A 13,197-nucleotide genomic window follows, 5' to 3' on the forward strand; every position below is an offset into this window, starting at 1 on the left:
TGATCCGAACCGACGCACCGGGGGGAACACCAGCACATGGGCTACTGGGGGTATTTCGTCGTGGGCCGTGGGGAGCAGCCGCTCGCCGGACTGGACGCGCTGGCCGGTGCGGCCGGGGGCATGACCCTGCGCACCTCGGCGCCGGACGGCTGGCAGGTGTGGGAGTACCCGGGCGGCGAGGGCGACATCGGGAACATGAACGACCTGGCCCGGGAGACCGGTGCGCCCGCGCTGTTCGGATACGTCATGGACAGCGACTGCGTCGTGGTGGAGGCGGCGTCACCGGAGAGCGGGGCGTGGACGACCTGCCTGGCGCGGACCGCGATGGCCGGCTACCTCGACGGGCAGGAGGGGCTCACGGTCGACGACTACTTCCTGGAACCCGCCGACGCCGCCGAGCGTGCCGTCTTCTGGGCCGAGGAGGCGGGGCACACCGTGTCCGCCGAGGACCTCACCGAGGTGCTGACCGCCGACCCCGATCCCATGGCCGAAAACCTCTTCTTCCGTCTTCTCGACCGGCTCGGCGTGGTGCCCGAGTGACACTCCGGGCTTGTCGCACGCAGTAAGGGGAAATGCGGGCTCCGTGGGCGATGAGGCCCGGGCAGGGACTCATCGGAGGGCCTGTGACGACCCGCAAGGGGAGGCGTGGATGAGCCTGGTGGAACTGATCGCGCAGGCCGACGGGCGCGGGCTGGCCGTGAGCGGGTTGGCTTGTTTGGATCGGTGCGTGCCTTTGCTGGGCGGCGACGACGAGGTGCTGCGGCCGTTGTGGGGGACCCTCGCGGGGGACGCGGCCGCCGACGACTGGGCCGAACGGCTGGAGCAGACGCGCGGCAAGCTGGACACCGTGGCCGGCGGTGCCGCGGCGTCCGTGGTGCTCGCGCACGGGATGCTCGCCACCGCCCCCGCGCAGTGGTCGGCCGCCGGGCTGCGGGAGTGGGCCGGCTCCTGCTCCCTCGCCGCGCTGCGGATCCACCGGCTGCTGGACGGCGCCGCCGATGACGACGGCCTGGCCGACCGGTGCCGTGAGGGCCACGCGGAGGGCATGTCGCCGCTTCTCGCCGCCGAACTGCGCCGCCAGATCACGGTCCTGGAACTCCTGGCCGCCCATGGCCCGGCAGGGCTGCGCGGCGCGCTGGAGGTGTCGACGGAGGGCCGGCGGGTGCTGCGTGCGGCGGTGTCCCGCCGCAGCCGCAGGGACGGCTGAGGCGCCCTGCCGCCGCCCGGCACGGCAGGTCCTGTAACCATCCGGGGGCGGTCCTGCGCACGTTGGGGGACCCCCCCGGAATCCGGGTGACGAATCGGTTCGCCGCAGCGCTCTTCAGGGTGTGACGACTGCGACGACTGTGACGACACAGCAGGAGACCAGGCCCTCGGCCGCGACGAAGCCGGTCCGCTGGGCGGCCGATGCGGTGGCGGCGATGCGGGAAGGGGCACGGCTGCGCCTCGACTACTCGGCGCGCAGCCTGTGGAGCGTCGACCGGATCATCGAGGACATACACCAGGAGGCGGCCCCGTACGCCGCCGTGGAGCTGGTGCTGCGCGGATTCGGTGCCTACGCCGGTGAGGTGATCGTCCGTCACGCCGGAGGCGAGTGGTGGGCCTCCGGCGGCGACCACTGGGTCCGCACTCCCGACGGCCGCCTCTGGGACCCCATCGACGAGGCACGCCGCTGCTACACGGGCGAGGGATCGCTGCGTCTGCTGTGCCGGGACGCGTCCGGCGGGGGACCGCGCCCTTAGCCCTCGTACCGGCCGGCCTTCGCGGTGGCGCGGTGAGGGACGGGCCGAGCCGTCCCTCACGTCAACGACAGCGCGACGCTCAGCGGGCCGTCCGGCAGAGGGATTCCGGCGTACGGGCCGCTGGTCGGCCGAGGGGACGACCGCCGAGGGGCCGCTGGACGCGAGAGGGAAGCCCGTACGGCGCGGCGCCCGGCGGCACCGCCGCTCATGGACCGAGTGATCGGGACCGTCCCTGCCACGACCACCGGCCGGCAGGCAGAGCGCACCCGTCGTGCCGTCGTGCGGGAGTGGCTGGGATCCCCTGCGCCGTCCGCCGTGCCGTCCCACGACGACGGCCGGGGTCCCGCGTACCGCGGGGCCCCGGCCGTCGTCGTGGTGCTACGGGGTGAGCGTCTGGCCCAGGCGGACGTCCGCCGCCAGGCCGAACGTGCCGCTGCTGTAGAAGACCGTGTCACCGTAGCCGAGTCCCGAACCGTTGCTCGGGAGGTACAGCACAGCGCCGTCCCACGTGTCCTCGCCCTCGGCACCGAACGTCAGGTCCGCGCGGCCGTAGCCGGACAGGTCCGTCAGGGACACCGCGGATCCGAACCGGTCACCGGACTCCGTGGCGCCGGGGACGCCGGAGGTGTCCTGGGACACGAACACCGCGCCGGAGCCGGTGATGCCGGACGAACTGCCCCGGAGCAGGATCGCGCTGCCCGCGTCCTTGCGGTTGGCGCCGCTGCGGCTGAGGTCCTCGCCGGGTGCGCCGACCAGGACGTCCGCGTAGCCGTCGCCGTTGTAGTCGCCGGCCGAGACCGAGGTGCCCAGCGCGTCACCGACCTCGTTGCCGCCGGGGACGCCGGAGGTGTCCTGGTGGACGGTCTTCATGTAGGAGGTGGTGAACCCGGACGACGTACCCAGCACCATGGTGACCCGCCCGCCCGACGTCGTACCGCCGGACTCGCCGGCCACCGGCTGGCCGATGACGATGTCGTCGTAGCCGTTGCCGTTGAAGTCGCCCGCGGTGATGGAGCGCCCGCCCTTGACCGAGATGACGCCCGCCTTGGCCAGACCGGCAGCGGAGCCCGCGAAGCGGACGACACGGCTGGTGCCGCCGGTGTCGCGGTAGTTGAGCGCGACGTCCGCGTAGCCGTCCCGGTTGAAGTCGCCGCTCGCGGAGTCCATGTACGCGAGGGACCCCGTGGAGCCGGTCAGCGTGCCGTACGTGGTGGCGCCGCCGGTGTGGCGGGCGTTCCAGTTCCCGCCGTTGCCGGAGCCGGCCGCGAAGACGTCCGCCGTGCCGTCACCGTTGAAGTCGCCGACGGCCACCGTGGTGCCGAGCTTCGCGCCGGTCTGGGTGACACCCGTCGTGGCGTAGCCGAAGCCGGTGTCCAGCGCCGGTCCGTACATCACCACGACCGCGCCGCGATCGGCGTGGCCGCTGGTGTCGTCCTCGCCGGGGACGCCGATCGCGAGGTCCGCGTGACCGTCGCCGTTGATGTCGCCCCAGGCGGTGGAGGTGCCGAAGCCGTCACCGGACTCGCGGGAGCCCCAGACGCCGGCGCTGTTCTGTGTGAGGGTCGTGCGGGCGCCGGTGACCGGGCCGTCGACACCGCCCGGGACCACGGTGACGCTGCCGCCGCCGTTCTGGTCCCGCGGGGTGCCCGCGACCAGGTCGGCGAGGCCGTCCCGGTTGTAGTCCGAGGTGGCCAGGGCGTGCGAGATGCCCGGGGTCTTGGCGAACGTGGCGATCCGGGACAGCTTCGGGTACAGGTTCTTGCCGGGGCAGGCCGTGTAGTTGGTGTCCCGGTGGCCGAAGACCCGCGGCAGGGTGACCGACTCACCCTTGTCGATCTTGTTGCCGTTGACACCGGCCTCCGTGCCGGAGGTCAGCGTGACCTTGCCGGTCGGGTCGATGCCGTACATCCCGAACTTCCAGGCGATGACCCGCGCCATGGAGTCCATCGCGGCCCGGCTCGGGTGCGCGCTCTCGAAGTTGCCGATGTACGAGATGCCGAGCGTGTCGGTGTTGAAGCCGACGTCGTGCGCGCCGACCACCGGCAGGTCCATGCCGCCGCTGCGGCCCTCGAAGATCTGGCCGCAGCGGTCGACGACGAAGTTGTAGCCGATGTCGTAGTAGCCGCGCGCGAAGTGCTCCTGCTGGATGGAACGCATCCGGGCGCGCGAGTCGGCGCAGGACACGCTGTTGTCGCTGTCGACGCCGGTGTGGTGGACGACGGCCGCCTTGATTTCGGTGCCGTAGCTCGGCGTGCCGTCGTAGTCGGTGGACGCGCCCCACTCGGCCTGCGTGATGACGGGCGGCTTCACGACCGTCGAGGGACGGGGTTCGGGGACGGTGGGCGTCGGAGAGGGGGAGGCGGTGTCGGTGGGGGTCTCCGACGGGGTTCCGCCCGGGGTCGCGGACGCGCTGTCCGTGGCCGTGGCCGTCTCCGTCACGGGCGGCGCCGACGTCGGCTCGGTGGTCGGCGACCCGGTCGGTGCCGGGGTCACCGGCGCCGTGGTCTCCGCCGTGAACGCGACCGGGTCCATGGTGGCCACCGTCGGCGCGCCCTCGGGGTCCGTACCCGGGTCGAGCAGCTTGACGTCCATGCCGGACGGCTGGCCCCCCGCCTGGGTTCCGTCGTCCTTGACCACCCGGACCTCGACGCCGTCGGCGTCACCGGTCCACACCGAGGCCGTACCGCCGCGGGTCGCCGCCCGCTCGCCCTCCGCGCCGTCGGCCTGGTTCGGCTCGTCCTCGAGCTCCCGCCAGCCGGACCACTTGCCGGTCTCCAGGTCCCGGGTGCGGACCTCGGGTGTGCCCTTGGCCTCCGCCTCGGGGTCGTCCCAGGTCACCAGCACCGCGGCGAAGCGGTCGGTGGTCTGCCGTTCGAGACCCCGGCGGCCGGCACCGCGGTTCTCCAGTTTCAGCGTCTGCACGCGCGGTTCGCGAGGCTTCTCCGCGGTCTCGGCCGGTGCGGACGACTGATCGGCCACCGCGTACGTGACGACGCCCGCGCCGCTGAGCACGACGGCTCCGACGGTCAGCCACACCCGCCGTTTCAGGCTGAGCGGCTTGTACGCATGGGTCCTGCGAGGACTCAACTACCCCACCCCTAGACAAGGAACATGGTCACCACCTGTCCCACAGGTGGCATTCACACAGCGTCAAGGACTGGCCAAACGTCACAGTCGTGGTCACCGGACCCGCGCATCCGCCGACTCGTCCTCACGGACGTACGGGCGGTCAAAAGGTTGTACGGAAGCGACGGGTCCGCCGTGTGGTGATCAACACGCTCATGATCCGTGACGATCACGGTCCGTCTGACGCTCTCTCAGCCGGGGGAGCGGCCCATGTTCCGGGCCGCCGTCCGGTCGTCAACAGGGTTGTATGGGGTGATTCCCGTCGTGGGGAAGCGTGACGGAGGCGGGGAACGGCGCGGACGCGGGGAACGGGGGGTGCGGCGCGCTCGTGGGAGCGCTCCCAGACGCCCCGCCCGAGGACGGTCGCGGGAGGGCCGTCGGCGCTGGACCCGGACCGTACCGGCCGGGCTGGCCTTCGCCGCCGTGATGGTCACCGCGGGCGCGGCCGTCGCGTACTACCAGGACCGGCACGGACGCGCCGTGGACGACCCGCCCGTGGTCACCGGCGACATGCTGGAGGGGAACACCGGCGACACCCGACCGGAACCGGGGGCGCGCACCTCCGGCCCCGAGTCCTCCCCCTCCGCCTCCTCGACCCCCTCGTCCTCTTCGTCCTCCTCGTCACCGAGCGCCTCCGCGTCCGCCTCCGCCTCGTCGTCGGCCCCGGGGACCGCCATTCCGGCCACCGGCCCCGGTACCTTCACCACCGCGCAGGCCGACGGGACGGTCGTCGGTACGGGCAGCCGCGTCCGGCGCTACAAGGTGCTGGTCGAGGACGGCGTCGAGGTGTCGGCCGGCGCGGCCGCCGCCGAGATCTCCGCGGTCCTGGCCGACCGCCGGGGCTGGACCCGCGACGGTGTGAACTCCTTCCGGCTCGTCGGCTCCGGGCCGTACGACTTCGTTGTGAAGATCGCGACACCCGGCACGACGGACCGTATCTGCGGTGCCGCCGGGCTGCTGACCCGCGGTGAGGTCAACTGCAGCGTGGGCACGGACGTGGTGGTCAACCTCAAGCGGTGGGTACTGGGCTCACCGCAGTTCGACGGGCCGATCGGCGAATACCGCGCGCTGATCGTCAACCACGAGGTCGGCCACCGCATCGGACACGGCCACGAGACCTGCCCGGGCCCCGGCCGCCCGGCCCCCGCGATGATGCAGCAGATCAAGGGCCTGCGCGGCTGTGTCGCCAACGCCTGGCCCTACGGGCGCGACGGCACGTACCTGGGCGGGCCCGCCGTGCCCTGACGGCCGGCCGCCGGCAACACACCCGGGCTCGGATGTGACGCCCGTGGTGTCGGGCGGCTGTGACACATTCGTGGCGCCGGACGCTGATGACCGTGGGGGTGTGGGCACCGTCAGACGTGCTCACGTCAGGCGATAGCGGTGCGCTACGCGTTCGGTACGGACGAGGACGGTTCTTGGGCCACGGAGGGGAATCCCGCCGCGCACAGGCGTACGACGGGGAGCTGGGCGCGGCCGTCGCGCGGGCCCAGAAAGGGGACGAGGCCGCCTTCGCCGTGGCCTACCGGCTCATACAGCCCGGACTGCTCGCCTATGTGCGCGGGCTGGTCGGGGACGACGCCGAGGACGTGATGTCGGACGCCTGGCTGGAGATCGCCCGGGACCTGGGCAGGTTCAAGGGCGACGGGGCCGGCTTCCGGGGCTGGACGGCGACCATCGCCCGGCACCGGGCGCTGGACCATCTGCGCAGGCAGCGGGTACGGCCCCGGCCGTCGGCCCTGGAAAAGGACGTACTGGACCTGCCCGGACCGCAGAGCACCCACGACCAGGCCCTGGAGGCCATGTCCACCGAGTACGCCCTCCAACTGGTCGGCGGACTGCCGCGTGACCAGGCCGAGGCCGTGCTGCTGCGCGTGGTCGTCGGCCTCGACGGCCCCGCCGCCGCCCGTGTCCTCGGCAAGCGGCCGGGCGCGGTACGGACGGCCGCGTACCGGGGCCTGAAACGGCTGGCCCAGCAGCTCGGCGCCGAAAGTGTGACGGATGAGGGGCCGCGGACGCTGGGTGAGTCGACATGAACGTCGACCGGCACGGCGGACCCCGTGGCCGGCGCGACGACGCCCGGCCCGGGCCGGGCGCTGAACCCGGCGGCCCGCGACGGCCGCCACGGGCCGGGTGCTGAACAAGCCCCGCACGGGGAACGTATGCGTCGGTCCGGGCGGTGCCGCCCCCGCGGTGGCGAACGGGCACGGCGGCCCGGACGGGTCAGGTCCACGCGGGCCGCGTGAACCGAGTGGAGCGAGCAGGACCGGGCAGGAACCGGGCAGGACCGAGCAGGGACGGAAACGGACATGGGTGAACGGCAGAACGACGGCGGGCCGGCCGGTCGTCGGCGTGTGCACCCGGAGGGCACGCCACCCGCGCGGAGCGGCGGTCCGGGCCCCACCCCCGTCAGGCGCGCCGTCGTCGACGCCGACGGCCTGGAGGCGCTGCTCGCTGCCGCACTGATCCACGAGGGTGTGGATCCCGGTGCCGAGCAGCGGGCCGTCGCCGCGTACCGGGCAGCCCGGGAATCGGGAGCGCATGGCGCGCGCACCCGCCGCCGGGACAACTGGCGGGCACGTGGGCGGCGGCTCGGCAGCCACTCGCTGAAGGCCACGCTCTCCGTGCTGGTCGCCGGCCTCACCCTGAGCGGTGTCGCGGTCGCCGCGATCGGCGCGGCGGGCTCGTCCACGGACGACCCCCCGCGCGACATCGAACAGACCCACGCGCCGTCGCGCGCCACCACCGCCCCCGAGTCCGCCGCCCCGGACGCCGGGTCCGGCCGCCCGGAGCCGGACCGCCCGGGGACCGCCCAGGACACCGAGGCCCAGTGCCGCGCCTACGAACAGGTCGGAGGGCGCGGCAAGGCGCTGGACTCGACGGCTTGGAAGCGGCTCACGGAGGCCGCGGGCGGCGCGGCCCACGTCGACGCCTACTGCGCCGAACAGGGCGACCGGGAGACGGTGCCGCCCGGGAGCACCGGGATCACCGGGATCACCGGGAGCACCGGGAGCACCGGGATCACCGGGACACCAGGGAAGAACACCGGCGGGGCGGACGGGGCCGAAAACGGCGGTGACGCGGGCGACCACGCCGCACGCGAGGCGGAAAACGGACCGGAGGGCAGCCCGGGCACCGACCCCGGCAGTGAGCCGGGCGACTCGGGCAACGGACCGGGCGGCAGTGCGGGCAAGCCGGCCGAGCCGGGCGCCAGGAACCCGTAACGTCCGCTGCCCGTCGGCAGTTACCGGAAGACAGAGCCCAACCCAACCCGCGGACCCGCGGCAGGCCGTCGGCGCCGAGGCAACGGCCGAGGCCGCCACCCCCCACAGGAGAGGCCCCGGCCGTCGCGCGGCACGGGCCGCGCGGCGACCCGTACCCTCTACAGCGCCAAGAGTGCGTTTTCTGTCACACCATCCCGGGTCACGGGTCAGTTCCATGTTGGACGAACATGGACGGGGCGAGGAATCAGGCCGTAACGTGCCTTTCGCGCCAGGCCGCGGCGGACACATGACCACCAACCGCCCGTGGCCCAAGACCGCAGACCAATTGAGCAATCACGACGGCGAGAACCCGGTCCGCGAGAGCGGCGCCGGCTGAGGCGCAGAAGGGCGCGCGCGGTGCTGGGGGACGACGCGGAGCTGACCGCCGCGGTGTGTGCGGCACAGGACGGGGACGAGACCGCGTTCCGGACTGTGTACCGCACGGTGCACCCGCGGCTGCTGGGGTACGTCAGGACACTGGTCGGCGAGCCCGACGCGGAGGACGTGACGTCCGAGGCGTGGCTGCAGATCGCCCGTGACCTGGGGCGGTTCACGGGCGACGCGGACCGGTTCCGCGGCTGGGCCGCCCGTATCGCCCGCAACCGGGCACTGGATCACATACGCATGCGGGGACGTCGCCCCTCGATCGGCGGTGACGAGACCGAGCTCACCGGGCGGGCCGCCGAGTCCGACACCGCCTCGGAGGCGATGGAGGCACTGGCCACCGACGGCGCGTTCTCCTTGATCTCCCGGCTGCCGCAGGACCAGGCCGAGGCCGTCGTCCTGCGCGTGGTGGTGGGTCTGGACGCCAAGACCGCCGCCGAGACGCTGGGCAAGCGTCCCGGTGCCGTACGGACGGCCGCGCACCGGGGTCTGAAACGGCTGGCCGAGTTGCTCGGTGACGATACGGAAGGCCATCCGGAATCCGCGGGGGTGCTCGACGCCCTTCCGCACCAGAGAGGACCACGCCGTCGTACGGTGACGTCCGCGAGTGTGACGCAGATGCGAGCGCGGACGCAGAAGGACATGTGATGGCCGACGAGCTGTACAGGTGGCTGGACCGCGAAACCACGGAGCGCTTGCTGAGCGGAGAGCCACCCGAAGCTGCCGACCCCACCACTCGTGACCAGGCCGAACGGCTCGCCGCCACCCTCCGCGCGCTCTCCGCCCCACCTCCCTCGGCCGACGGTGAACTTCCCGGGGAGGCCGCCGCGCTGGCCGCCTTCCGCACGCTGCGGGAGGAGCGCGCGGGGCAGGCCGGCCCGGTCACGCGCGCCGGTGACCGCGCCGGGGCGGAGAACTCCGACGTCGGCCTGGTGCGTATCGGTGCCTCGCGCGGTGGGCGTTCCGGAACCGCGGGCGGACCGCGTGATCCGCGTCCGCTGCGGCTCGGGCTGGCCGCGGCGCTGGTCGCCGGCATGGTCGGTGGCGCCGCGGTCCTGGCCGGAGCCCTGCCCGTACCGTCCGGTGAACCCGGGACCGGTCCCGCGGTCTCCGCCACCGCCACGGATCCCGAACGCCCGCTGCTGTCATCCCCGCCGGAGACCGGCGGAGCCACGCCCGAGGGGCGGCACCCGGCGAGCACCGCCGGCACGGGTGGGCACGGTGTGGAGGCCCGGCCCGGCGGGGACGCCGGGGCGTCCGCGCCGGGGAAGCCCGGCCCGGACTCCGGTGACCCGGCGGCCCGTTCCGGGAGAGGGGGGAAGCAGATCGTTTCGGCCTGCCGCGCCTGGCGCGACGGCGAACACCTGAACGGCGAGCGCGAACGCCTCCTCGAGGACGCGGCGGGCGGCGCCGCCCGGGTCGGCCCGTACTGCGAGGACGCGCTGTCGTCCGGCGAAGGCGGCACCGGCACCGGGTCCTCGGGCAGGAAGGACTCCGACGAGGGCGCCCACGAGGGTGACGGCGACGGAAACGGCAGCGGCAACGGCAGCGGCAACGGCAGCGGCCACGAGAAGGGCAAGGGCAAGAACACCGGCGCCGGCAAGAGCGGCGGCGGCGAGGAGGACACGGGCAACAGCGGCGAGAAGGACGAGGGCGGCGAGAAGGGGCAAGGGGCCGAGAGGTCTCAGGGAAACCGCCCCTGACCTGCACTGTTGTTGATCGCCGAGATTTCTTCGCCGACGGGTGTGACACTTCCGGCCCTCGTGGCGCAGTAATGAGTGAGCCGACTGGTCATCGGCCCTCGCACAGAGCCGGGGTTCCCCCCGTACCCACGGCTCGTGCACACGGCGGGGGGGGGGGGGGGGTCCCCCCGCCCCCCCCCCCCCCCCCCCGCCCCATCTCACCAGTGCACGACGACCTTGTCGCCATCGCGCACCTGCTCGTACAGCCGCGCGATCGCCTCCTCGTCCCGTACGTTGACGCAACCGTGCGAGGCACCGCCGTATCCCCGCGCGGCGAAGTCGGCCGAGAAGTGCACGGCCTGACCGCCGCTGAAGAACATGGCGTACGGCATGGGCGAGTCATAGAGCGTGGACACGTGGTGCCGGGACTTCCAGTAGATGCGGAAGACACCCTCGCGGGTCGGTGTGTACTCGGAGCCGAAGCGGACCGGCATCGTCGACACCGTCCGTCCGTCGATCATCCAGCGCAGGGTGCGGCTCGACTTGCTGATGCACAGCACCCGGCCGATCCGGCAGCGGGCGTCGGGTGCGTCGGCCGGCTGGCCGCCCATCAGATAGAGCTCCCACGTGCCCGGCTCACGCGTCATCGCGAGCAGCCGCCGCCAGGTGACGCTGTCGGTCACCCCGGTTTTCGGCAGCCCCCGCTTGCCCTGGAAGCCCCGGACGGCCTTCTCCGTCAACTCGTCGTAGGTCCCCGTGGGCCCGTGGAAGATCCAGGCGACCTGACGCAGCCGCGCCTGGAGCTCACGTATGTCCCGCCCGGAGTCACCAGGGGACCACAGCACGCGCGGCGCGCCCCGCGTCGACGGAGGGCCGGCAGGGGACGGCCGGTCGTCGCCGTCCGGCGCCCGTGACGACGGCGCGGTCGGCGTCCGGCTCGGCACCTCCAGGCGCACCGGCGGCCTGCGCTCCCCGTCCGTACCGGCGGGGTGCACCGTGCAGCCCGCCGCACCCGCCGTGAGGGCGGTGAACGCCGCGAGGCCGGCGATCCCTCTCCTGCTCATGCCCGTACTACGCACCCCTGCCCCCCGTTGTCTCACCGGCCCCTGCGCCCGGTCGTCACCTGAGGTGTACCCCGGAGGTGACCGTCGCCGAACAACGGGGCATGGTGGTGAGTGACCGGAAGACAGGCGCCGAAGCGGACGCTGTGAGCGCAGTCCCGTCGCGGCTGTGAGGAAGGTCCCAGCGTGTACCCCTCCACCGGGCCGTACGCGCACCGCTACAGTCCGTCGAGGGATCAGCCTGTACTGGCGAGTAACTGACGGTCGGCGGGCGATCAGGTCGAGCAACGCTGCTCAGCGGGAGGCATCACACCATGGCGCGCGAGTCGGAGTCCGGACTGCCCATCGAGCCGGTCTATGGGCCGGGGGCTCTTGAGGGCTGGGATCCGGCGGAGAAGCTGGGGGCGCCGGGGGCGTATCCCTTCACCCGGGGTGTGTATCCGTCGATGTACACGGGCCGGCCGTGGACGATGCGTCAGTACGCGGGCTTCGGTACGGCGACGGAGTCCAACGCCCGTTACAAGCAGCTGATCGCGAACGGGACGATGGGTCTGTCGGTGGCGTTCGATCTGCCCACGCAGATGGGGCACGACTCCGATGCGCCGATCGCCTCGGGCGAGGTCGGCAAGGTGGGTGTGGCGATCGACTCGATCGACGACATGCGGGTGCTGTTCGGCGGGATTCCGCTGGACAGGGTGTCCACGTCGATGACGATCAACGCTCCCGCCGCGCTGCTGCTGCTTCTCTACCAACTGGTGGCGGAGGAGCAGGGCGTGAGTGCGGACAGGCTCACGGGCACGATCCAGAACGACGTGCTGAAGGAGTACATCGCGCGGGGCACGTACATTTTCCCGCCCAAGCCGTCGCTGCGGCTGATCGCGGACATCTTCAAGTACTGCCGGGCCGAGATCCCCAAGTGGAACACGATCTCGATCTCCGGCTATCACATGGCGGAGGCGGGGGCGTCTCCCGCGCAGGAGATCGCGTTCACCCTCGCGGACGGTATCGAGTACGTGCGTACGGCGGTCGCTGCGGGAATGGACGTGGACGACTTCGCGCCACGTCTGTCGTTCTTCTTCGTGGCGCGGACGACGATCCTGGAGGAGGTCGCCAAGTTCCGCGCGGCGCGCAGGATCTGGGCGCGGGTGATGCGGGAGGAGTTCGGCGCGAAGAACCCCAAGTCGCTGATGCTGCGCTTCCACACGCAGACGGCCGGGGTGCAGCTGACCGCCCAGCAGCCGGAGGTGAACCTGGTCCGCGTCGCCGTACAGGGCCTGGGCGCGGTGCTGGGGGGCACGCAGTCGCTGCACACCAACTCCTTCGACGAGGCCATCGCCCTGCCGACGGACAAGAGCGCACGCCTCGCGCTGCGCACCCAGCAGGTCCTCGCCTACGAAACGGACGTGACGGCGACGGTCGACCCGTTCGCGGGCTCCTACGTCGTCGAGAAGATGACCGACGACGTGGAGGCGGCGGCGCTGGAACTGATGCGGAAGGTCGAGGACCTCGGTGGCGCGGTCACCGCCATCGAACACGGCTTCCAGAAGAACGAGATCGAGCGCTCCGCCTACCGCATCGCCCAGGAGACCGACTCCGGCGAACGCGTCGTGGTCGGCGTCAACCGCTACCAACTCGACGCGGAAGAACCCTACGAACCCCTCCGCGTCGACCCCGCCATCGAGGCCCAGCAGGCCGAACGCCTCGCCACACTCCGCGCGGAGCGCGACCAAGGAACGGTCGACTCGGCACTGGCCGCCCTGAAGAAGGCCGCCGAGGGCGAGGACAACGTCCTCTACCCCATGAAGGACGCCCTGCGCGCCCGCGCCACGGTCGGCGAGGTCTGCAACGCCCTGCGCGAGGTCTGGGGCACCTATGTGCCGAGCGACGCGTTCTGAGTGCCCTTGCCGGTGACCGGGATCATGCGGAGGAGTGGCGTACC

The 13,197-nt window shown here is 72.7% G+C and carries 11 protein-coding genes; 9 read left to right on the forward strand and 2 right to left on the reverse strand.

All coding sequences use genetic code 11. The annotated features are described in order from the left end of the window. Positions 1-36 precede the first annotated feature (36 nt). The 3 genes from ACZ5C2_RS15360 (at position 37) to ACZ5C2_RS15370 (ending at position 1,742) form a co-directional block, all read left to right on the forward strand. Positions 37-540, forward strand: coding sequence for a hypothetical protein (locus tag ACZ5C2_RS15360; protein ID WP_468790461.1), 504 nt, complete (start codon positions 37-39; stop codon positions 538-540). A gap of 109 nt (positions 541-649) precedes the next feature. Then, complete coding sequence (locus ACZ5C2_RS15365; RefSeq protein ID WP_468790463.1) at positions 650-1,207, forward strand: hypothetical protein; 558 nt, start codon at positions 650-652, stop codon at positions 1,205-1,207. A 139-nt stretch (positions 1,208-1,346) separates the two neighbouring features. Next, positions 1,347-1,742, forward strand: coding sequence for a hypothetical protein (locus ACZ5C2_RS15370; protein ID WP_468790465.1), 396 nt, complete (start codon positions 1,347-1,349; stop codon positions 1,740-1,742). Positions 1,743-2,120: 378 nt separating this feature from the next. On the opposite strand, the gene ACZ5C2_RS15375 is transcribed toward ACZ5C2_RS15370, so the two are convergent. Continuing rightward, positions 2,121-4,829 carry an FG-GAP-like repeat-containing protein gene (locus ACZ5C2_RS15375; protein ID WP_468790466.1) on the reverse strand — a complete coding sequence of 903 codons (2,709 nt, stop codon included), beginning with the start codon at positions 4,827-4,829 and terminating at the stop codon, positions 2,121-2,123. A 549-nt stretch (positions 4,830-5,378) separates the two neighbouring features. Here ACZ5C2_RS15375 and ACZ5C2_RS15380 point away from each other — a divergent pair. The 5 genes from ACZ5C2_RS15380 (at position 5,379) to ACZ5C2_RS15400 (ending at position 10,218) form a co-directional block, all read left to right on the forward strand. Further along, entirely contained in the window at positions 5,379-6,113 is a 735-nt protein-coding gene (locus ACZ5C2_RS15380) for a DUF3152 domain-containing protein (RefSeq protein ID WP_468790615.1), read from the forward strand. A gap of 173 nt (positions 6,114-6,286) precedes the next feature. Next, positions 6,287-6,904, forward strand: a complete 618-nt coding sequence (locus ACZ5C2_RS15385) for an RNA polymerase sigma factor (RefSeq protein WP_468790468.1) — start codon at positions 6,287-6,289, stop codon at positions 6,902-6,904. A 273-nt stretch (positions 6,905-7,177) separates the two neighbouring features. Further along, on the forward strand, positions 7,178-8,092 hold the full coding sequence (locus tag ACZ5C2_RS15390; protein WP_468790470.1) for a hypothetical protein: 915 nt from the start codon (positions 7,178-7,180) through the stop codon (positions 8,090-8,092). A gap of 396 nt (positions 8,093-8,488) precedes the next feature. Beyond that, positions 8,489-9,163 (forward strand): RNA polymerase sigma factor, encoded by a 675-nt coding sequence (locus tag ACZ5C2_RS15395; RefSeq protein WP_468790472.1) that lies wholly within the window; start codon positions 8,489-8,491, stop codon positions 9,161-9,163. Next, complete coding sequence (locus tag ACZ5C2_RS15400; RefSeq protein ID WP_468790474.1) at positions 9,163-10,218, forward strand: serine/threonine-protein kinase; 1,056 nt, start codon at positions 9,163-9,165, stop codon at positions 10,216-10,218. Before ACZ5C2_RS15395 ends, ACZ5C2_RS15400 begins: the two co-directional genes overlap by 1 nt. A 197-nt stretch (positions 10,219-10,415) precedes the next feature. Here the strand turns inward: ACZ5C2_RS15400 and ACZ5C2_RS15405 are convergent, their stop codons facing one another. Then, on the reverse strand, positions 10,416-11,261 hold the full coding sequence (locus ACZ5C2_RS15405) for a L,D-transpeptidase family protein (protein WP_468790476.1): 846 nt from the start codon (positions 11,259-11,261) through the stop codon (positions 10,416-10,418). Positions 11,262-11,572: 311 nt separating this feature from the next. Between ACZ5C2_RS15405 and ACZ5C2_RS15410 the strand changes: the two genes are divergently transcribed. Continuing rightward, entirely contained in the window at positions 11,573-13,153 is a 1,581-nt protein-coding gene (locus ACZ5C2_RS15410; RefSeq protein WP_468790478.1) for an acyl-CoA mutase large subunit family protein, read from the forward strand. The last annotated feature ends 44 nt before the right edge of the window (positions 13,154-13,197 follow it).

Source organism: Streptomyces sp. NPDC031365 (genome assembly GCF_055569765.1).